Below are 22,449 nucleotides of genomic sequence, written 5' to 3' on the forward strand. Positions count from 1 at the left end.
TATGTCACAACAATTATTCACCTCAGAATCCGTTTCTGAAGGGCACCCAGACAAAATAGCCGATCAAATTTCTGATGCCATTCTTGATGCTATTATTGAGCAAGACCCAAAAGCACGTGTCGCTTGTGAAACTCTGGTCAAAACGGGCATGGTTTTAGTGGGGGGAGAAATTACTACCGACACCTGGGTGGATATTGAAGAAATTGTGCGCCGCACCATCCATGATATTGGATATAACAGCTCAGAAATGGGTTTTGACGCGAATACCTGTGCGGTATTAAGTGCGATTGGTAAACAGTCTCCTGATATTAATCGTGGCGTTGATCGAGAGGACCAGGCGAATCAAGGTGCGGGTGATCAAGGGATTATGTTTGGCTATGCCTCGAATGAAACCGACGCGTTAATGCCCGCACCTATCACCTTTGCTCACCGCTTAATGGCTCGCCAGGCACAAGTGCGAAAAAACGGTTTATTGCCATGGTTAAGGCCTGATGCAAAAAGCCAGGTCACGCTTGCTTATGAGAACGGTAAAATTACCGGTATCGATACTGTTGTTATATCTACACAACATAGTGAAACCGTGACTCAGCAAATTTTGCGCGAAGGCGTCATGGAAGAGATAATTAAACCTGTTTTGCCACAAGAGTGGCTAACGCGTGAGACCAAATACTTTATTAATCCGACTGGCCGGTTCGTTATTGGCGGCCCAATGGGTGACTGCGGGCTAACAGGCCGAAAAATCATTGTTGATACTTACGGCGGTATGGCGCGTCATGGTGGTGGTGCATTTTCAGGCAAAGATCCTTCAAAAGTAGATCGTTCAGCAGCTTATGTTGCACGCTATGTTGCAAAAAATATTGTCGCAGCTGGGTTAGCTGAGCGTTGTGAAATTCAAATTTCTTATGCCATTGGAGTTGCAGAGCCCACGTCAATTATGGTGGAAACATTTGGAACGGGAAAACTTAAGAATGAAACTCTAATTATGCTTATTCGCGAATTTTTTGACCTTCGTCCACATGGATTAATTCACTCGCTTAATTTATTGCAACCTATTTATCAGCAAACAGCGGCCTATGGTCATTTTGGACGTGATATATTTAGCTGGGAACAGACAGATAAAGCTGACCTTCTACGTTGTTTCCTTTAACATTTTCTCTACCAGGCATGACTGATGAATCAATCATATATCAACACAGGCACGCTGCCGTTGAGTAGCACATGATGTATCTATTTTATCGATGGAATCTAACTTTAATATATCAGTTTAACCGATAAAAATAGCGACCTGACCATGCCCATTCTGGCTTGCAACGAGGTTTCAGGTTATGCAGCACAACGATATTCAACGCAGGAAACTGTCGGAACGCATCTTCCACGCCGTCTGTTTCGAGGGTATTGCCACGGCGATCCTCGCTCCGACGACCGCCTGGCTAATGCAGCGCCCGGTGCTGGAGATGGGGGGATTAACCATTATCCTCGCCACCACAGCGATGATCTGGAACATCATCTATAACGCCGGTTTCGACAGGTTGTGGCCGAGGCATAAAGTGATCCGCACCGCCAAAGTCCGCGCCCTGCACGCCCTCGGCTTTGAAGTCGGGTTTATTTTTATCGGCGTCGGCATTGTGTCGATGGTGCTGGGGGTAAGTCTGCTTCAGGCATTCACCCTGGAAATAGGCTTCTTTATTTTCTTCCTGCCGTACACCATGCTTTATAACTGGGCGTACGACACTCTGCGCGATCGTTTGATGACGCGACGCCAGCAGCAGCGAGCTATCACAGACTAACCCTCCCCGGCCGGAAATGCTTTCCGGCCTTCTTTCCCTGGCATCAACTGCGACCACAACGCGCCAATATGGTAAAATAACCTTTGTTTCGTTGGTTTTATAGTTGATACATTTATCTCATGTTGAAAATCTGGTCTAAAGAAGAAACCCTCTGGAGCTTTGCCCTGTACGGCACTGCCGTGGGCGCAGGAACCTTGTTTCTACCCATTCAATTGGGTTCTGCAGGTGCTATCGTTCTGCTCATCACCGCCCTCGTGGCATATCCACTCACCTACTGGCCGCACAGAGCCTTATGTCAGTTCATTCTCTCTGCCAGGACAAAAGGCAATGAAGGGATCACCGGTGCGGTCACCCATTACTATGGCAAGACAATCGGTAATCTGATCACCACGCTCTATTTTGTCGCGTTTTTTGTGGTGGTATTAATTTATGCCGTGGCAATTACCAATTCGCTCACCGAACAGCTGGCAAAACGTATGACGGTAGATTTGACCGTGCGAGTGCTGGTCAGCCTGGGCGTGGTGCTGGCGTTAAATCTGATCTTTCTGATGGGGCGTCAGGCTACCATCCGGGTGATGGGTTTTCTGGTCTTCCCGCTGATCGCTTACTTCCTGTTGGTATCGTTGTATCTCACCGGCAGCTGGCAGCCCTCGCTGCTCACCAGCCAGGTGAACCTCGATCGGCACACATTACACCAGGTGTGGATCTCCATTCCGGTGATGGTGTTCGCCTTTAGTCATACCCCGATTATTTCGACTTTTGCCGTCGACCGCCGTGAGAAGTATGGCGAAGCTGCAATGGGCAAATGTACCCGCATCATGAAGGTGACGTATCTGATTATCTGCCTGAGCGTGCTGTTCTTTGTCTTTAGTTGCCTGCTGTCGATCCCACCGTCGTACATCATCGCTGCAAAAGAAGAAGGGGTCACCATTCTTTCTGCACTCTCCATGATGCCCTCCTCCCCTGCCTGGCTTGGGATTTCCGGTATCGTGGTGGCAATTGTCGCGATGTCGAAGTCCTTTCTCGGCACCTATTTTGGTGTGATTGAGGGGGCAACAGAGATAGTGAAATCATCTTTAAATCAGATAGGTGTGAAGAAGAGCCGCGCCTTTAACCGGGCAGTGTCGATTATCGGGGTATCCGTGATCACCTTTGTGGTGTGCTGCATTAATCCAAACGCCATCTCGATGATTTATGCCATCAGCGGACCTCTGATCGCCATCATCCTGTTCATTATGCCAACCTTATCGACGTATCTGATCCCGGCTCTGAAGCCTTACCGCTCGATCGGCAGTTTGCTGACGCTGATTGTCGGTGTGCTGTGCGTGTCGGTAATGTTTATCGCCTAACCATAAATATGCAGCACGCGCGTTAAAAACGGCGTGCTGCAACCTCCTCTTCTCCCTGTGTCTCTAACCCCAGCCACTCCTCGCCTTACTGTTCCTGTTTCCACTCACTTTTCCGTTCTCTTTATTTATTAATTCATTGATTAATAATATTTTTTATTGTTGACTCGAATACTGCAACCCATGCTGGTGCGCTGCCCTGCGGGGGCTTGTGCATTAACACCCAATGAGAATAAGTGTAACCATTTGACATCAATTCATATTTTGCATCGGTGTATAAAAAAAATGAAAATAAATGAAACAAGATGTTTATTCGCAATGAAAAATATCTTATTGTTCGCCATACATGCAGCGTGCCGTGCCGTATAGCCCGCCAGCGGAAGCGTGAAATGATCTTTTTAGGTTAATTTCACGCTAAGTTTGTAAATTTAATGTAATAAACAAATATTCCTTTTCAGAAAGCGCCATTTATTCAAGTAATCGGGGGTTTCGTATGGTGATGTCAGGCATGGTTCAAAATCTTAATACGCAGATGAATCTGGAGTTTTCTGCGTCTAATCTTTACCTACACTTAAGCGACTGGTGTTCAGAAAACAAACTGATTGGAGCTGCAAATTTTTTACGGGCACAGGCGCAGATTAATGTAACACACGTCATTCAATTGTTTGATTTTATAAAAAAATCAGGTGATCACCCAATAGTGAGTGGCACACAGTTTGGTGATGAACGCTGCTCAACCCTTGAAGATTTGTTTCAGAAAATTCTGGGAGAACACCAGAAACTCTCTGCAACTCTTGTTGAATTTACCAAAGTAGCCAAGTCTCTGAACGACGACAGCACCGCACACTTTCTTTTCATCATGAAAAAAGAACACCAACAGAATGGTCTGCTGCTGCAAAACCTCCTGGATGAAGTACGAATTTCACACAAAGCGGGGTTATGCATGCAACAAACCGATCGGCGTCTGATGAACATGGTCAACAAGCAACTCCATTAAGAACCCCTCCCAAAAGAAGAGTTAATGATCCGCCACAAAATTAGCGTAGGTGGAACTATTGCTGCTGTTTACCGGATCACTCAGCCAGAACCGGTAAATAAACAGTCGTGAAGTGTGCGGGTGGTTGGCAAATGACTGCGATTGAATGGCGGCGTTCCCTTTCAGGATGAAAGGGTGCGTATATTCTCTATCTAAAACACAGCGTTACTCATAAGCAGTTATATCGTGCAATAAATTTCGGAAAATACAGGATCTCTACGTTGAAAAAGTATTTTGGGAAACTTTTTGGAGTGCTGAAACCTTTTACATGGCTGCTTATTCGTTCGTTTATAATGTCTGTTTTTATCCTTCCCATACTTAGCCTGATACTTTTCATTATCATAGCGGTGCTAAACTGGACGGGGTTTCACGAAATAAGAACCGCAATGACAAGTTATATACTCGAGGTGTGTTGGGCTGGAATAATCATTTATCTATTTTTGTGGCGACTGCTCGAATATATAAAAGAACAGCACCACCAGGATTAATTATATAATAACGGCAGATCTAACAGATGATACTGTATTTAAAATCATGCACTTGACCGAATAATAAGTTTAACGGGTAACAGCTCATTCTCACCTTCTGACAGTGCCACCAGCATTTCGACAGCTCGTTTCCCAAGGGTTGCTCTGTCAATAGCAAGCGTTGTGAGTGCCGGTGTGACATGCCTGGCGAGTTCAATATCATCAAAACCGACGATACCCAAATCTTCCGGTACCCGAATCCCTTTTGACTGACAGTAGTTCAGCGCCACAATTGCCGCAGAGTCGTTGTAACAAAACAGTGCATCGGGTGGCTCAGGAAGTGCCATAAGCTCATCGAGTGCATATTCCAAAGACTGGGTTAGCTCGGTGAGCGATGGAGCCGTCACTTCGTACTGCGGAGACATCAGCATACCCGCTTCAAATAACGCCTGCCGGTAGCCGCGTTCCCGCTGCCTGATGCTGTAGTGCGCAAGGCTGCTCGCCAGAAAAGCAATCCGCTGGTAACCCCGTTCAATGAGGTGTTTTGTGAGCAACATGCTGCCCTGGTAATTATCCGGGTTAATGCTTTGCATACCTGGGATTGCATGATCGACCAGGACAAGGGGCAAAGGCATTTGTCTTATCTCTGCCAATATCTCTGGTTCAATAAAACCAACGCACAGCAGCGCATCAGGGGCGTGCTGTAACACTTGCTGCGAGATGTTATCGGTCGGCCCAATGACGAGAAAACTCAGTGCTATGCTACGTTCGCTGCAGGCGTTTTCGACAGAGAGCAGGAGCGGAGAATAAAAACTCATCGCATTCGCCGTGTTGTGCTGCCGGTGGAGAATGAAAAGAATTTTTTTAATCTTGCTGTCCTGGAGTCGGGTAAAATCATAGCCGAGCTCTTTTGCCGTTTGTATCACGCGTTGCCTGGTTTCATCGCTCAGACCAGGACGGTTATTCAGCGCGCGTGAAACAGCCCCAGCCGATACACCTGACTTTTGAGCAATGTCCCTGACTCTCACAGCCTTCAGCATGCTTCTCCTGCCCTTCTTAATATTCAAAAATAAACGGTAATGTCACATTTTAACCCAGTCTGCGGGCCGCATCACGTCCTAACCAGGCCGCCCCCCGCACACCGCTGCTGTCCCCGTGCATCGCAGGAACAATGGGTGTTGAACAGGATGTATTGAATATATACCTGCCCACGTCCTCTGTCAGATGGCTGAACAGAGCCGGGTAGCGTGATACTCCCCCGCCGATAACAATAATATTCGGATCACAAATGTTTATGACCGAGGCCAGCGCCCGGGCGAGTTGGTCCCGGAAAGTCTGGTAAAGCGCAACGGCCGTCTTGTTTTCCTGTTCGATAAGCGCGAAAACACCTTTTGCATCGATTGCTTCCCGCTGAATCAACTCATACTGACGCGCCAGCCCCGTTCCCGAAATAAATGACTCAGTGCAATTAAATTTACCGCAATAGCACTGAACTGCCGGTCCATCATCACGCTCGTTGTAAAGCGGGAGCGGGTTATGCCCCCATTCTCCGGCATTACTGTTGTGGCCACGCCAGAGAACCTTATCCATAGAGAGCCCACCGCCGCACCCTGTCCCTAAGATTGCGCCAAATACGCTCCTCGCTTCTGCCCCCGCTCCATCGGTGGCTTCAGACAACGTGAAACAATTCGCGTCATTATCCCAGGCTACCGGTTGTTCCAGTAAACGCTCAAGATCATGGATCAGCGGATTCTGGTTGAGGACCACAATGTTTGAATTTTTGATGAGCTTTGTTCCGGCATCTTCGGTCCCGGGCAGGCAAATACCAATGCTGACAGGCTCCGCGACTGATTTGCGCATCTCCTGAATAAAGCTTACCAGCGACGTCAAAAATCCTGTGTAGCACGTCTTAACGGTAGGGATTCGCTTCGTCACCAGTGCGCTCCCGAGAGAGTCCAGAATGACCGCTTCCGTTTTCGTCCCACCAATATCCAGCCCCATGCTTAGCACGCAATACCTCCACTATTCCATTGAGTAAACAGCCGTTTCTGCTCGCTATCCTAATCGTAAACGTTGCGATTAAAACCGGAACATTTGTTGATAGTGACAGTAATCACATAAACAAAATAACTAAATACAACTCGTTTACTAAACAAAAACAAAAGCCATATGATTGGCTGCGTTACTGGAATTCACAATGCTCCTCAAAGAGATAGGCACTGAACCTATCGAAACTTATAAACAACGAAGCAACAGGGAAGCCGCATGAAACTCAAAACTGAATTTTTATCCTTTCCGGAAGATTTCTGGTGGGGAAGTGCATGGTCTGCCGAGCAGGCTGAAGGCAGGGGCAATACGGGTAAAGGGCGTACTCAGTGGGATATGTCCTGGGATGCGCACCCAAATCGCTTCTATCATGGCGTGAATACCGACGTGACGACTGATTTTTTCAATCGCTATGTCGATGATATTCAGTTGATGAAGCAAACCGGTCATAACTCATTCCGCTTATCTATCTCCTGGGCTCGTCTGTTCCCTCAGGGCGCTGGCGAAGTTTGCGCTGAAGCCGTGACGTTCTACCGGGCCATGCTGAGTGAAATGGTGGCAGCAGGCATCAAGCCCTTTGCGAACCTGTACCATTTCGATATGCCAGAAGAGATGATGAAGATTGGCGGATGGGAAAACCGAGCCGTTGTCGATGCTTACGTCAATTTCTGCGCCACCTGCTTCCGTGAATTTGGCGATCTGGTCTTCCATTGGTTTACGTTTAACGAACCACTGGGGCCGGTGCTGGGCGGGTACATGGAAGATTTCCATTATCCAAACGTTATCGACTTCAAACGCGGCGTGCAGGTAGGTTTCAACACGATTCTCGCCAGTGCCCTGGCAATCAAAGCGTTCAAAGAACATCAGAATATTCATCCGGATCGCAGCAGCAAAATCGGCATCATTCTTAATCTGAGTCCGACCTACCCACGCTCCGAAAATCCACTTGATGTTGAGGCCGCGGTATATGCGGATCTGTTCTACAACCGCAGTTTCCTCGATCCGTCAGTTAAAGGGACTTTCCCAGCCAAACTGGTTGAAACCCTGCGTTTGCATGACCTGATTCCTTCTCACACCGAAAAAGATCTCTGCGATATTCGCGAAAATACGGTCCAGATCTTAGGTCTCAACTACTACGAACCACGCCGGGTGAAAGCGCGTTCTCACGCCGTCAATCCTCAGTCCCCATTTATGCCGGAATGGTACTTTGAAAGCTATGTCATGCCTGGCCGTAAATTTAACCCCCATCGCGGATGGGAGATATACGAACAAGGGATTTACGATCTGTGCATCGATATCCGGGACAACTACGGCAACATCGAATCCTTTATATCTGAAAGCGGAATGGGCGTGTCAAACGAAGAACGCTTCATGCGCGACGGCCAGGTACAGGACGACTACCGCATCGGTTTTATCCAGAACCATCTGGCCTACCTTCATCAGGCTATTACCGACGGATGCAATATTAAAGGCTATCACCTGTGGACATTTATTGACTGCTGGTCATGGATTAACGCCTACAAAAACCGCTATGGATTAGTCAGCCTTGATCTGGCCACGCAGCAACGCACCATCAAGAAAAGCGGCGAGTTTTATCAGGCATTGAGCCGGGATAATGGTTTTTCTTTCAACGGGCTGTATGTTGATTTTTGAGGCGAATACGCAATGAAATTACTTGATCAAGCGGTTAACGTCGCCCAGCGCATCGGCGGGCAGGTCCATTTGCGCTCATTGCGCGATGCATTTGCCACCTTAATGCCATTCTTTGTACTGGCAGGCCTGATGGTGCTTCTCAACAACACCCTGATTAAACCAGAAGGGATCCTCTCCGGCTTTATCAGCAACGCGACGCTCACCCATTGGCAACAGGTGGGGAATTCCATCGTTAATGGCTCGCTTAACTTTATTTCGGTGCTGATTGCTGGGGCGATTGCCTATCACCTTTGCCAGAACAAAGGGTATGCGGACCCTATTGCACCGGTATTGCTGTCCATTGCGACTGTCGTCATTTTCATGCCGGAAAGCATTCATTTGACCGACGTACTGACGCAGAAAAGCGTGACCGTGACGGGCGGGATTTCATTCGCTTCGACGGGATCGGCCGGGATGTTTGTCGGGATCCTGACGGGTCTTGTGGTCACATCGCTTTTCATCCGCTTAGCGAATGCAAAACGATTGCAGGTCAATATCAGCGGCGGGGCTATTCCCCCCGCCGTTGTGCGTTCATTCAATACGCTCATCCCCATTATGCTGACGATGATTGTCTTTGCCCTGTTCTCCTTTGCGGTGCAAAGTCTCAGCGGAATGGACGTCAACACGCTCATCGCAACGTTGATACAGCAACCCTTAAAATCCGTAACGACCAGCCTGCCGGGATTCTTGCTGATTACCACTGTGGCTAACCTCTTCTTCTCAGTGGGCATTCATCAGGGCGTTATCTCTGGCGCATTGCTGGATCCATTCTTGCTAAACAACATGCAGGAAAACACCCTCGCGTTTGCTCAACACCAGGATATTCCCAACATCATCTGTATGGCGTTTAAAGACACCTTTGGGGTGATGGGCGGATCGGGGAATACCATTGCGCTGCTTATTGCCATTTACCTGTTCAGCCGGAAAGCGGATTACCGTGACATTGCGAAGCTCTCCACTGCCCCCTGTCTTTTTAATATCAGTGAGCCGATTATTTTTGGGCTGCCGATAGTCTTTAACCCGGTGCTTATCATCCCGTTCGTCCTGGCTCCCGTCATAAGCTTAACGACAGCTTATTACGCGACGGCCTGGGGCTGGATTAACCATGTGACGGTTCAGATCCCCTGGACTACGCCACCGATTATCTCCGGATTTCTGGCAACAGGTGGTGACTGGCGGGCGTCTGTCCTACAGGCTTTGCTGATTGCAATCACCGTTTGCTTCTATCTCCCGTTCCTCAAATTTGCTGAGCGCGTCGCGATGGCGCAGGCTGCATCATCCCAAGGATAAGAAAATGATTAAAATAATGCTCGTTTGTAACGCCGGTATGTCCACCAGCATGCTGATGAATAAAATGGTTGAGGCGGCTAAGCAACAAGATATTGAAGCTGATATCTGGGCCATTCCTGACGCTAAGCTCAATGAGGAGTGGAAAAAAGCTGACGTTATCCTGCTGGGACCGCAGGTGAGTTATCTTAAATCGCGCGTTGAGACGATCACGGCGGGTAGCGTTCCTGTGGAGGCGATTCCTATGCTGGATTATGGCCGTATGAACGGGCCGGGCGTGCTTGCTATGGCCATCAAGATGAAAAAATAACGACTGATTTTCAGGGAGTTTCGGCTCCCTTCCCCACCCTCTCCTTCCCCCCTTATCTCGTCTTTCAGATATCCAACATTGCTTCCAATTCTCCGATATAAAATCTGTAAAAGTAGACATTCGACGTTTTTTCGTCTAAAAGTTCTGCGGTTGGCACTAGACAAAACCAGCTATCTCATAATAATTGCTGAATGTTAAAGAGCGGCAAGTCAGATAACCGCCGGGCATTTCGCGACTCATAAAAACAACGACACACCTTCTTTGGAGAATTTATGCAATCCTCGGTTAACAAAAACGAGAGCCGAACCTTCTTCGGCCATCCTTATCCTCTAGGCTCACTATTCTTCACTGAGATGTGGGAGCGGTTCTCATTTTATGGGATCCGTCCCTTACTCATTCTGTTCATGGCTGCGACGGTTTACGACGGCGGCCTGGGCCTTGCGCGGGAAAACGCATCGGCAATCGTCGGTATCTTTGCGGGCTGTATGTATCTGGCCGCACTGCCTGGTGGTTGGCTGGCGGATAACTGGCTTGGGCAGCAGAAAGCCGTCTGGTACGGTTCGATTCTCATTGCCATCGGACACCTGTCGATAGCGTTGTCCGCCGTGTTTGGCAACAACCTGTTCTTTATCGGCCTGATGTTTATTGTTCTTGGCTCTGGCCTGTTCAAGACGTGCATCTCGGTCATGGTGGGAACGCTATATAAGAAAGGTGATGCGCGCCGTGACGGCGGTTTCTCACTGTTCTATATGGGCATCAATATTGGTTCGTTTATCGCGCCGCTGGTTTCCGGCTGGCTGATAAAAACCCACGGTTGGCATTGGGGCTTTGGTATCGGTGGTATCGGTATGCTGGTGGCGCTGATCATCTTCCGCGTCTATGCCGTTCCGGCGATGAAACGTTACGACAGCGAAGTTGGCCTGGATTCCACCTGGAACAATCCAGTTTCGAAGAAAAACGGTGTAGGTGCCTGGTTGCTGGTACTGGCGGCCGGTGTGGCGATTGTCGTTACGCTGATATCGCAAGGTGTGATCGTCATTAACCCCGTCGCGGTTGCCAGCGTACTGGTGTACGTAATTGCGGCCTCCGTTGCCTGCTATTTTATCTACCTGTTTATGTTCGCAGGCCTTAACCGTAAAGAGCGCGCCAGACTGCTGGTTTGCTTCATTCTGTTAGTTTCTGCGGCCTTCTTCTGGTCCGCATTTGAGCAGAAACCGACCTCATTCAACCTCTTTGCTAACGACTATACCGACCGCATGATCGGCGATTTTGAGATCCCGGCAGTGTGGTTCCAGTCTATCAATGCGCTGTTTATCATTTTACTGGCGCCAGTATTTAGCTGGGCATGGCCTTCGCTGGCGCGGAAAAACATCCGCCCAAGCAGCATCACCAAGTTTATCATCGGCATTCTGTGCGCGGCTGCGGGCTTTGGTCTGATGATGATGGCGGCACAAAATGTTCTGAACAGCGGCGGAGCTGGCGTATCGCCATTCTGGCTGGTGGGAAGCATTCTGATGCTGACACTCGGCGAGCTGTGCCTGAGCCCAATTGGTCTGGCGACCATGACGCTGCTGGCTCCGGAAAGAATGCGTGGCCAGATGATGGGGCTATGGTTCTGCGCCAGTGCGCTGGGCAACCTGGCGGCAGGTCTGATTGGCGGTCACGTGAAAGCCGATCAGCTGGATATGCTGCCTAACCTCTTCGCGCGTTGTTCCATTGCGCTGCTGATCTGTGCTGCGGTACTGTTCGTGCTGATTATTCCAGTACGTAAAATGCTGGAAAATACCCAGGTGAAGACGGAAAACAAACCGGTAACCGAGGCTTAAGCAGTAATGAGGCCGATCGAGAGATCGGCCTCATTTTATAAAGAGTAATGAGTCACATCGAGCGTGACAAAACGAGATAGCACCACCAATACCACGATATTCAACACCACACTGATAATGAAGTAAGTTTTGAATGGCTGCTTTTGCGTTTTATGGCGAAAGATTTGCTGACCCAAAATGGCGCAAGGCCACCCACCGACAAAACCAAACATCAACAATGTAGACTCCGGCACGCGGCGCCAAGCTTTTCGTGCAGCCATTTTATCCGCACCGTAAATCACCAAAGTCAGGATGTTGGCAAGCAAGAACCACATAACATAAGGGTGAGGCAAGAATGCGCTCCCTATCGCCGCGAAGGCCAGAAGCAAATAACAGAAACGATTGAGGTTCATACCGTTAACCACAGGGTTCTCAGCTAAAAAAGATGCGCGATTATACCCGATTAAGAAAGCGCTGAGTCATCTCCCTGCATTGACATCCGCCTGGTCAAACGCTTCACTATTCCGTTGTCGTTAATAAAACCTGCCCGGCGTTTCAGCAGGCGGGTTCGCGTTTGAATAATCAGAACAACATGACGTTATTAAAGGGATGAATCATGAATAAATGGAAAGACAGACGGAAAGTTTTCAATAAGCGCAGCCCTGGGCTTTTTATTGCAGGCCTGTTATTAGCCGTATCACAAGGCGCAGTTGCAGCACCTTCGCCGGAATCATTAAGTTTCACGCATAAAGACTGGGATCTGGTTTGTGATAACACCCTAACCTGCCGTGCAGTTGGCTACTCAGCAGATGATGTTGATCCTGCGGTAACGGTCCTGATTACGCGAACCGCGGGGCCATCGACGCCGGTGACCAACCTGGTAATGCCTGGAGATTATGACGGCGAAGCGGCGACCAAAACGGCCGGAGCGCCACAACTGCTGATAGATAAGCACTCTCTTGGCAAGCTTTTAGCGGTCGATGGCGATGCCTGGAAAATGAGTGAAACGCAATTCACCGCCTTTAAGCAGGCACTGCGCCGCGACAGCAAAATCAGCTTTAAAAACAATCTGCATGAATACCCTTTCTCCGGCGCGGGCTCCAGCGCGGTATTGCTGAAAATGGATGATGTTCAGGGCCGCGTGGGCACGACGGGTGCGCTGATAAAGCAAGGGAGCAACAGCGAATCTGATGTCAAAATGGCTGTTCCGCAGCCGGTTATAGTGAAAGCCCCGGTGCGCGACAAAAAAAGCCGTGACATGACGCCTCAGGAAACCGCACTGATTAAACCGGCGTTGCTCGATCTTGTCGGTAAAAATAGTGACTGCGATGACCAGCGACTCAATGAAACATGGCAAATCGCGAGCCTCAATGAAAAGCAATCACTGGTCATTGCGCCTTGCTGGATGGCGGCATACAACTTTGGCGATGAGTATTTTGTGATCAACAATGATATGTCGAGCCCTCCTGTGCTGGTGACAGACAGCGCAACCTCCTATGAGGATGGCATTGTTGGATTTTTCATGAAAGGCCGGGGATTGGGTGACTGCCTGAGCCTGCAAGAATGGGCATGGGATGGCGAACGTTTCGTACCCAGTGCGGCACAGGATACCGGACGTTGTCGGCTGATCCGACCGGGTGGCGCATGGGAGTTACCGACACTGACCACCAGAGTCGTCACACGCTGAGTCATAAAAAAGCCCCCTGGCTTTCAAGAGCGAGGGGGCTTTTGTCTTTACTGAGACTTACTTCTGCGGACGCATCGCCGGGAACAGGATAACGTCGCGAATAGTGTGGCTGTTGGTAAACAGCATCACCATACGGTCGATACCGATACCCAGACCCGCCGTTGGCGGCAGGCCATATTCCAGCGCAGTCACGTAGTCTTCGTCATAGAACATCGCTTCATCGTCACCAATCGCTTTCGCGTTCACCTGCTCGAGGAAACGCTCAGCCTGATCTTCGGCATCGTTGAGCTCGCTAAAGCCATTACCGATTTCACGTCCACCGATGAAGAACTCAAAGCGGTCAGTGACTTCCGGGTTCACGTCATTACGGCGCGCCAGTGGAGACACCTCAGCCGGATACTCGGTGATAAAGGTCGGCTGAATCAGGTGCGCTTCAGCGACTTCGTCAAAGATTTCAGTGACGATGCGGCCCAGGCCCCAGCTCTTCTCAACGTGAATACCGATGGATTCGGCGATGGCTTTCGCCGCATCGAAGTTATCCAGATCCGCCATGTCAGTTTCCGGGCGGTATTTCTTGATAGCTTCGCGCATGGTCATTTTTTCAAACGGCTTACCGAAATCGAAGGTCCGATCGCCATAAGGCACTTCTGTTTTACCCAACACAGTCAGCGCCAGGGTACGGAACAACGATTCAGTCAGTTCGATCAGATCTTTGTAGTCCGCATACGCCATATAGAGTTCCATCATGGTGAACTCTGGGTTGTGACGTACGGAGATCCCTTCATTACGGAAGTTACGGTTGATCTCGAATACACGCTCGAAGCCGCCCACCACCAGACGTTTCAGATACAGTTCCGGCGCGATGCGCAGATACATATCCATATCCAGCGCGTTGTGATGGGTGATGAACGGACGTGCAGATGCGCCGCCTGGGATCACCTGCATCATTGGGGTTTCGACTTCCATAAAGCCGCGTTCCACCATGAACTGGCGCATCGTGGCGAGGATTTTCGAACGCACTTTAAACGTGTGACGCGATTCGTCGTTGGAGATCAAATCCAGATAACGCTGACGGTAACGCGCTTCTTGATCCTGCAAACCGTGGAATTTATCCGGCAACGGGCGCAGCGATTTCGTCAGCAGACGCAACTCGGTGCAATGAATAGAAAGCTCACCAGTTTGGGTTTTGAACAGCGTACCGCGCGCGGCAATAATGTCGCCAAGGTCCCATTTTTTAAACTGTTCGTTGTAGAGCCCCTCCGGCAGAGAATCACGGGCGACATACAGCTGAATACGGCCCCCCATATCCTGCAAGGTAACGAAAGAAGCTTTCCCCATGATGCGACGGGTCATCATACGACCAGCAACAGAGACTTCAACGTTCAGGGAGACGAGTTCTTCGTTATCCTTGCCATCGAATTCAGTGTGCAATTGGTCAGAGGTATGGTCACGACGAAAATCATTCGGGAATGGGATACCCTGCTCACGAAGTTGAGCCAGCTTTTCACGGCGGGTTTTCAGTTCATTATTAAGGTCAATTGCCTCATCGGCACGTTGTGCTTGTTGTTCAGACATGTTGGTTCCTCATAACCCTGCTTTCATACTTGTTTCGATAAAGTGAACCTGGCCACTATCCTGAGTACAATCGCTCTCAGGCATCATCGTCAAATATCGAGCGATAGAATGTTACTTAACCAGGTCTAATTTCAGTCTGATATCACTCAGACACAAACAAACTAAAGTTATTTCATCGACTTTCTACACTATTACCAGAATATCCTCCTCCTAACTATGACGCAGTGCAAGGAGCAGGCTTACACCTGCTCTCTGTATGGGTAAAAATTAATCGCCTCGGGATTCATGCAAACATGGGACCGGCGGGGAAAACAGCAGCCGGCCTGCGATAACCAACAGCACAATCACCGCCACGCAGCCAATCGTCCACTCGCCCATTTGCGAGAAAAAGTGCTGGTAAGCGGCAATCGCCGTTTCACTGATATGTGACTCGGTAGTCTGTTGCGCTACCAGGCCCGCCAGCCAGTTCGCGACGGCTCCGGTCGCCAGCATATAAATTCCGGTCAACATGCCGGTCACGCCCGGCATATTCAGACGGGTGATCTGCGCCATGGCCACTGGGTCAATAAACAGTTCGGCAAAGCCCATCAGCGCCAGTCCGCCCACCATCAGCCCCATTGAAGCGTGACCATCGACGGTGCCATGACGGGCATTGAGCGCCAGCAGCATAAATCCACAGCCCATCATCAGCAGGCCAAAGGCAAATTTCAGCCACACGCGAAGCACGGAACGGGTCTTTCCTTCTGGGCGAATCAGCCACGCCAGCACTACGCCACCCGCCATGACGGCAACAGCGTTAACCGACTGGAACAGCGCCGTCGGCACTTCAATATTGAGCAAGCGGCGGCTAACAAAGTTGTCGATAAACAGGCTGATAGAGCTTCCGCCCTGCTGGGCCAGAACCCAGAACAGTGTGCCCGTCAGCATCAGCAGAACGATTTGCCACAGCGCACGACGGTGCTGCGGCGATGACACCATGATCCGCGCCACCATCTGGGCCGCAAAGAGACACACGATCGCCAGCAGATAACCGGCCCCGTTATTTTCGAGGAGCAGCGTGAAAAACACCGGTGCCACACACAGCATCACCACCAACCAACCCCAGGTTGGCAGCACAAACTTCACGGCGCACAGCGCCTGTTTGTCGATGCCACGGGTGTGGCTGAAATGGCGATGTCCGCTTAAAAAAATCAGCAGGCCGATAAACATGCCGATCCCCGCCAGTGCAAAACCGATATGCCAGCCATACCACTGCGCCGTCAGTCCACAGGCGATCGGGGCGGCAATCGATCCTACGTTCCCCGCCGCGTAAAGCAGCGAAAAACCGCCGTCGCGACGATGGTCGTCAGCGGCGTACAGTTCGCCGAGCAGGCAACTGATATTGGATTTGAACAGACCATAGCCACAAATAATGATCGCCAGCGCGAGGTACAAGCTCCAGATTGAATCAGATTCAAAGCCCAGCACCACATGGCCGAGCGTCATCAACAGCGCACCGGCAATGACCGCCGTGCGATTGCCGAGCAGGCGGTCGGCAAGCCAGCCGCCAAGAATAGGTGTTACGTAAACCAGAGAAGCGTAAGCGCTGAAAAGACTGATGGCGTGGCTGTCATCAAAGCCAAGCTGATGGGTGAGATAAAGGATGAGTAAGGCACGCATGCCGTAAAAGCTGAAGTATTCCCAGATTTGAATCGCGACGATGTAATAGATCGCGCGCGGCTGTGAGGGTGTTTTCATGAGGTCTCCTTGCTGCGTGAAAAAAGGGAAGTGGCAAGCCACTTCCCCTGGAGCTTCAATTACTTGTTGTTTTCTTCTTTCAGCACTTTAACGGTATAACGACCATCCGCCTGGCGATATGCGCCATGGATATCGGTTTCGAAGCCCGGATAATGAGCGCCGATTTCGCACAGCATCTGCAAGAATTCCAGCACCGGACGACTCTCTTCGGTGATCATTTCACCTGGCATTACCAGTGGAACACCTGGAGGATACGGAAGGATCATGTTGGCATTAACGCGACCGACCATCTCATCGAGATACACTTCTTCGGTTTGGCCATGCAACTCTTTCTGGAAAGCAACGAACGGAGTCACCATCATGCTTGGCAGCACTTCGAAGGCGCGGAACATCAGATCCGGCAGGTTGTGATGCGCAATCAGTTTGTGAATGTTCTGCGCCAGTTCCTGAATACGCATGTTTTCATAGAATTCAGGATCTTCACGGTACAGAGATGGCAGCATGTTTTTCACACGCAGGTTCAGGTCGAACGAACGTTTGAAATCGGTCAGCGCACGCAGCAGGCTCAGTGCTTTAGTTTTGTCGATACCGATGCTGAACAGGAACAGCAGATTGTATGGACCGGTTTTCTCAACAATGATGCCGTGTTCGTCGAGGTATTTCGACACAATGCTTGCCGGAATACCGAACTCATCCATGGTGCCGTCTTTCTTCATGCCCGGAGTCAACATAGTGACTTTGATCGGGTCAAGATACATGTGTTCGTTATCGATGTTTTTGAAACCGTGCCATGCGCTGTCAGAGCGCAGCGGCCAGCATTCCGCACCATCGATATGCTCTGGCTGCCAGACGTCGAAGAACCAGCCTTCAGATTCCCCTTTCAGGCGTTTGATCTCTTTACGGAACTTGATAGAACGTTCAATAGAGCCATCAATCAGACGCTTACCGGAATTGCCTTTCATCATCGCAGCGGCAGTTTCGGTAGAAGCAACAACACCGTAATGTGGAGAAGTGGTGGTGTGCATCATGTAGGCTTCGTTGAAGGTTTCTTCGTTGATATCGCCTTTCACGTGGATCATTGAAGCCTGAGAGAACGCCGCCAGCAGTTTGTGCGTAGACTGGGTTTCATAAATCACCTTCCCTTCCACACGGCCACCGCTCATCCCGCATTTACCGGCATAGATTGGTGAGAAGTTGGTGTATGGCACCCACGCGGAGTCAAAGTGGATAGATTTAACATCCAGGGTTTTCTTGATGAAATCAGTGTTATACAGCAGACCATCATAGGTGGAGTTGGTGATAACTGCGTGCACCGGCCAGGTCGCATTCGGCGTCTCTTTAACGCGTTTTGCGATAGTTGCGCGCTGGAATTCGCTCTGTGGAATACCACCGAGGATCCCGTAAGCGTTACGGGTTGGACGGAAGTAAATCGGCGTAATGTTGCTCATCATCATCAGGTGAGTCAGAGACTTATGGCAGTTACGGTCAATCAGTACGGTGCTGCCCGCAGGTGCAGAATACATACCGACGATTTTGTTCGCGGTTGAAGTCCCGTTGGTCACCATATAGCTGCGTTCAGCGTTAAAGACGCGAGCGATGTACTCTTCTGCTTCTTTGTGCGGGCCGCTGTGATCCAGCAGTGAACCCAATTCAGAAACCGAAATAGAGATATCTGATTTCATGGTGTTTGAACCAAAGAAATCATAGAAGATGCTGCCTACCGGGCTTTTCTGGAATGCAGTACCGCCCATATGTCCTGGAGTACAGAAAGTGTATTTACCTTCGCGGACATATTTGAACAGCGCTTTGGTCAGTGGCGGCAGAATCGTGTCGATGTACTCATCGGTGTTCTGTTTGATTTTGTTTGCGATGTCTTCCGCAGCACCCAGCGCATATTCGAAGAAGCGAACCTGTAAACGCAGGTCGTTCAGGCTAACGTCCAGTGTGGAGTAGGTATTCGCGAATGCGTACAGCGGCATGTATTCGTTGCATTTGCTGATCTCTTCGCACAATTCCAGATTGTATTTATCCCAGTCGAAGATCACGCCGCACAAACGGGCGTTGTTTTCGATAAGCTTCAACAAATCTTCGCGGTCGTTTGGATAAACAATGCGGAAGTCCAGGCGTTCAAGGGCGCGATGCAGTTCACGGATAGGCTCTTCTTTAAAGTAGACGCCCATGTGATTCATGATTGCGATAACGTTCATAGTAGAATCTCCAGATATGGGGAGCCCCTCCCATCACGGTGTGACAGGTTCAGGAAGGCGCTCCAGGAAAAGGGGTTAGTGATTAATGCGCGTCAGCGGTTGAGCTGTCGGTGGCGTCATTAGCGTGTTGACGCTGGTGCATTTTGCGACCGTAGAACATCAGGATGATCAGGCTGACGATAAAGGTCCCGGCCAGTTCGAAGGAACTTGCACCCATCAGGGCGATGAAGCAGAACGCGCAACCCAGTACAGAACAAATCAGGCTCACGAAGTTGCGAATGTTGAAACCTTCGAAGCGAATCAGGTCAACGCAAGAGTAGAAGTAAGGCAGCATGGTCAGCAGTACCGCGATACCGGTCAGTTCACCGAACAGGTCAGAAGCTTTACCGCCGCTGGAGTTCATCAGCGTGATCAGTACCATCAGCGCCGTCATTTTCACCGCAGCCAGCAGCAGACCTTTCTTCGGAATACCGTTGTTATCCACTTCGCCGTAAATTTTCGGGAAGTTACCGTCGCTTGCAGCACGGACACCCGCCTGGCCTACCAGCATCATCCAGGAACCCAGAGAAGTCAGACATGCAAAGGCAGTGAATGCGGAAACCATCGGAGCTGCCCAGCCGCCAAGGATAGTTGACGCACTGATAGCGAACGGAGCACCTGATGCCGCCATCTGAGCCGCAGGATACATACCGGCAATAACTTGAGTTGCAGCAATGTAAACGATACCCGCCATCGCCGTTCCCAGCATGGTTGCCAGCGGAACGGTACGTTTTGGATTTTTCACCATACCGGTACTCACGGCTGCGGATTCAACACCCACGAAGGCCCACAAGCAAAGCAGGATACTTTTAATCACCGCATGGCTGTCAGTGGTATTGGAGGTGTTCCAGTTTGCCTGATAGGTTGCCGCGTCAAACCAGTGCCAACCCACAATCGCGGTAATCAGCACCGGAATTAATACCAGTACCAGACCAATGGTTGTCAGACGACTGACCCAGGTACCGCCGAGCATATTTACAAAGGTAAATATCCATACGATAGCAATACACGCCAGACCGGCAGGAATTGGGTCATTCAGAACCGGGAAGAAAGTAGAGAGATAAGAAACAGCGGTAATACCGATTGCCAGGTTACCAATCCAGTTTGCGTGATAATAAAGCACGCCGGTCTGGAAGCCGAATGCTGGAGATATTTCCCCGGCATAGGCAATTGGGCCACCTTGTTGTGGATTCTTGGTTGCCAGTCGGGCATATACATAAGCCAGAGACATCGCACCAATAATTGAAATAACCCAACCCCAAATAGCAATACCACCAATACCTGCGAGGTTAGCAGGTAATAATGCGATACCGCTCCCCATCATATTACCGGCGACAACGCCGGTACATGCAAATAGCCCGATCTTCTTGGCAGAACCCATGTTTGCTTATCTCCTAAGTTTATTTGGGCGGTACAGGCAATCCTGGTGAAACATGTATTGGCCCGACCCACTGCCGATAAGGTTACTGATTCAGAAAAAATAAGTCCTAAAGATAAAGTGAAATATCACCAAACATCAGACAAATGATAAGTTGAGCTTTTTCAATTAACATATAAGGATGACATGCTGATATCAAAAAAACATAAACAACGTTTATTTACAGTAACTTACAACACACTTACCGAGTTAAGATTGTGTTATGTTATTGCCATAATAAGATAAACATAGATAACAATTGGGTTGCTCATGAGAAACATAAGTTTAACCTCATCATGCCCAATATCCTGAACATGATGAGGGTTTACTTATTCTGAAGCGAGGAAGTTGTCGAGATAAGGAACAACGTTGGTAACGGAGGTCTGGAATACAGCGTTTTGAATCCAGTAAAAGGTATTATCACCCGGACGTAAATTGAAAGCCGTCAGATAAGCATCTGCCGCTTCACGGTTCTGGCCTTTCATCTCGTAGACTTTACCTAGCAGCACGTAATTCATCCACGACATTTCCATCTCGATGCTGGTATTAATGGCACTGTATGCCTCATCGATTTTCCCCTGACCTAACAGATAGACCGTTTTAATTTGATAATAAACCGCCAGATCTTTAATTCCCGGCATCTCCCCTAGCTGTTTTATTTCGGCATACAGCGTATTGAGTTGTTCTTTATCCAGCGTTTGTTGCGAATGGCGTAATACATCCACCAACATTTTCTCCGCAAAAGCGTATGAAAAGTCAGGAGAGTCTTTAATCACATCATCAAGCACCTGGCTGGCTTTATATAATGAATCCACATCACCATTCATTAATAGCTGATGCGCCTGGTAAAAATGCGTTATTGCCGAGCTATCTGACGGCTGATAAAGCTTGAGCATGGCCTGCATGCGTTCTGGCCACGGCTGTTTCAGGGCTACCGACAGGCTACTCATCAGGTCGCTTTGGATCGTCAATTGGTTGTCGCTGGTGATGAAATAACGCTTGTCCATCATCGTGGAACCGTCGGCGTTATCCACCAGTTGCACGGACATAAAGCACTGCTGTGCGCGATAGTGCCGCTGGTTAACGAACTCAATGGTCAGCGTTTTACCTGAGCTGCTTGGCTCATTGGTGTTGTAGTTGGTTTTATCATGCACCATAAAGGTGGAGAACGTGTTCAGCGAGGTCGTCATCAGGCTACCCAGCCCGACCGCCCAGGCCTCCTGCGATGCCCAGTTGGTACAAGTACCGCCCTTGACCAGATGGATATCAATATCTCGCGGATTCAAAAGCAAACGGGCTTTATTGCGCGGTTTTGGCGAGTCTATCGTCGACAGCGCAACCAGCGCGACACACGTTCCTAACGCCAGCAGAAACAGCAGCCAGACCCAAAATGCCGAGGCACGCTTAGGCTTCTGCGGTTTCGCGGATGGCGGCAAGCCTTGCGGTATTTCTGCGGCAGACGCGGGGTCCGAAAGATCCGCAACCGCGGCAGACGCCGATTGCGCAATAACAGGCGCGGGTACTTCACCCTCTTCCGTACACCAGACAACCGGCACCGTCAGCTTATAACCTCGCTTCGGCACCGTCGCGATGTATTCCAGGCTACAGTCTCCGCCATCTTTCAATGACTTGCGTAGCTCGGAAATACTCTGCGTGACGACGTGGCTAGTGACCACGTTTCGCGTCCAGACGTTATCGATAAGCTCATCCCTGCTGAGCACCTCATCAGGGTGGCGGGCAAAGAAAACCAGAAGATCGATTAAACGCGGTTCAAGAGTAAGCTGACGTCCCTTCCGGCTGATTTGATTATCAGAAGGTGTTACCAGCCACTCCCCCACACGAACTACAGGTTGTTGCATAAAAAAGGGCCCAACGAGAAAAGGCCGGATGATAACACAATTCCACCCCCTATTTTTGATAGGGGTCATCACCTTAACGCATTACATATCACTATGTTTATTAAAAATAAACGTTTTTTATATCTAAAAATGATAAAAAACGCCGCATTAAC

17 protein-coding genes are annotated in these 22,449 nt (G+C 49.7%); 9 read left to right on the forward strand and 8 right to left on the reverse strand.

Translation table 11 applies throughout. From position 1 onward, the window contains the following. Nucleotide 1: 1 nt before the first annotated feature. From metK to BSPA111_RS10890, 4 genes are all read left to right on the forward strand, one after another. Entirely contained in the window at nucleotides 2-1,147 is a 1,146-nt protein-coding gene (metK, locus tag BSPA111_RS10875) for a methionine adenosyltransferase (RefSeq protein WP_183271173.1), read from the forward strand. Nucleotides 1,148-1,325: 178 nt separating this feature from the next. After that, nucleotides 1,326-1,787 (forward strand): multidrug/biocide efflux PACE transporter, encoded by a 462-nt coding sequence (locus BSPA111_RS10880; RefSeq protein WP_183271174.1) that lies wholly within the window; start codon nucleotides 1,326-1,328, stop codon nucleotides 1,785-1,787. Between the two features lie 119 nt (nucleotides 1,788-1,906). Beyond that, nucleotides 1,907-3,136, forward strand: a complete 1,230-nt coding sequence (locus tag BSPA111_RS10885) for an amino acid permease (protein WP_183271175.1) — start codon at nucleotides 1,907-1,909, stop codon at nucleotides 3,134-3,136. A 490-nt stretch (nucleotides 3,137-3,626) separates the two neighbouring features. Continuing rightward, entirely contained in the window at nucleotides 3,627-4,130 is a 504-nt protein-coding gene (locus BSPA111_RS10890) for a non-heme ferritin-like protein (RefSeq protein WP_183271176.1), read from the forward strand. 571 nt (nucleotides 4,131-4,701) lie between these two features. Here BSPA111_RS10890 and BSPA111_RS10895 read toward each other — a convergent pair. Then, nucleotides 4,702-5,676 carry a LacI family DNA-binding transcriptional regulator gene (locus BSPA111_RS10895; protein ID WP_183271177.1) on the reverse strand — a complete coding sequence of 325 codons (975 nt, stop codon included), beginning with the start codon at nucleotides 5,674-5,676 and terminating at the stop codon, nucleotides 4,702-4,704. Between the two features lie 49 nt (nucleotides 5,677-5,725). After that, nucleotides 5,726-6,637, reverse strand: a complete 912-nt coding sequence (locus BSPA111_RS10900) for an ROK family protein (protein WP_183271439.1) — start codon at nucleotides 6,635-6,637, stop codon at nucleotides 5,726-5,728. 264 nt (nucleotides 6,638-6,901) lie between these two features. On the opposite strand from BSPA111_RS10900, the gene BSPA111_RS10905 reads away from it, so the two are divergent. The 4 genes from BSPA111_RS10905 (at nucleotide 6,902) to BSPA111_RS10920 (ending at nucleotide 11,797) form a co-directional block, all read left to right on the forward strand. After that, on the forward strand, nucleotides 6,902-8,335 hold the full coding sequence (locus tag BSPA111_RS10905; RefSeq protein ID WP_183271178.1) for a glycoside hydrolase family 1 protein: 1,434 nt from the start codon (nucleotides 6,902-6,904) through the stop codon (nucleotides 8,333-8,335). A gap of 12 nt (nucleotides 8,336-8,347) precedes the next feature. Then, nucleotides 8,348-9,664, forward strand: a complete 1,317-nt coding sequence (locus tag BSPA111_RS10910) for a PTS sugar transporter subunit IIC (RefSeq protein ID WP_183271179.1) — start codon at nucleotides 8,348-8,350, stop codon at nucleotides 9,662-9,664. Between the two features lie 4 nt (nucleotides 9,665-9,668). After that, nucleotides 9,669-9,971, forward strand: coding sequence for a PTS sugar transporter subunit IIB (locus BSPA111_RS10915; RefSeq protein ID WP_183271180.1), 303 nt, complete (start codon nucleotides 9,669-9,671; stop codon nucleotides 9,969-9,971). Nucleotides 9,972-10,243: 272 nt separating this feature from the next. Beyond that, entirely contained in the window at nucleotides 10,244-11,797 is a 1,554-nt protein-coding gene (locus BSPA111_RS10920; protein ID WP_183271181.1) for a peptide MFS transporter, read from the forward strand. Between the two features lie 35 nt (nucleotides 11,798-11,832). On the opposite strand, the gene BSPA111_RS10925 is transcribed toward BSPA111_RS10920, so the two are convergent. Then, entirely contained in the window at nucleotides 11,833-12,189 is a 357-nt protein-coding gene (locus BSPA111_RS10925; RefSeq protein ID WP_183271182.1) for a DUF1294 domain-containing protein, read from the reverse strand. A gap of 203 nt (nucleotides 12,190-12,392) precedes the next feature. Here BSPA111_RS10925 and BSPA111_RS10930 point away from each other — a divergent pair, with 203 nt between their 5' ends. Further along, on the forward strand, nucleotides 12,393-13,463 hold the full coding sequence (locus BSPA111_RS10930) for a DUF1176 domain-containing protein (protein ID WP_183271183.1): 1,071 nt from the start codon (nucleotides 12,393-12,395) through the stop codon (nucleotides 13,461-13,463). Between the two features lie 57 nt (nucleotides 13,464-13,520). Here the strand turns inward: BSPA111_RS10930 and lysS are convergent, their stop codons facing one another. The 5 genes from lysS to cadC form a co-directional block, all read right to left on the reverse strand. Next, nucleotides 13,521-15,038, reverse strand: a complete 1,518-nt coding sequence (gene lysS, locus BSPA111_RS10935) for a lysine--tRNA ligase (protein ID WP_183271184.1) — start codon at nucleotides 15,036-15,038, stop codon at nucleotides 13,521-13,523. Between the two features lie 267 nt (nucleotides 15,039-15,305). Continuing rightward, a complete protein-coding gene (locus BSPA111_RS10940) occupies nucleotides 15,306-16,775 on the reverse strand; it encodes an oligopeptide:H+ symporter (protein ID WP_183271185.1) in 1,470 nt (489 codons plus the stop codon). A gap of 59 nt (nucleotides 16,776-16,834) precedes the next feature. Further along, nucleotides 16,835-18,982: a lysine decarboxylase CadA gene (gene cadA, locus BSPA111_RS10945; RefSeq protein WP_183271186.1), complete on the reverse strand. Its 2,148-nt coding sequence runs from the start codon at nucleotides 18,980-18,982 to the stop codon at nucleotides 16,835-16,837. Between the two features lie 82 nt (nucleotides 18,983-19,064). Next, a complete protein-coding gene (cadB, locus tag BSPA111_RS10950) occupies nucleotides 19,065-20,402 on the reverse strand; it encodes a cadaverine/lysine antiporter (RefSeq protein ID WP_183271187.1) in 1,338 nt (445 codons plus the stop codon). A gap of 365 nt (nucleotides 20,403-20,767) precedes the next feature. Continuing rightward, nucleotides 20,768-22,297 (reverse strand): lysine decarboxylation/transport transcriptional activator CadC, encoded by a 1,530-nt coding sequence (gene cadC, locus BSPA111_RS10955; protein WP_183271188.1) that lies wholly within the window; start codon nucleotides 22,295-22,297, stop codon nucleotides 20,768-20,770. Between the last annotated feature and the right edge of the window lie 152 nt (nucleotides 22,298-22,449).

It is taken from the genome of Buttiauxella sp. A111, from assembly GCF_014189855.1.
GTDB classification, from domain to species: Bacteria; Pseudomonadota; Gammaproteobacteria; order Enterobacterales; family Enterobacteriaceae; genus Buttiauxella; species Buttiauxella selenatireducens.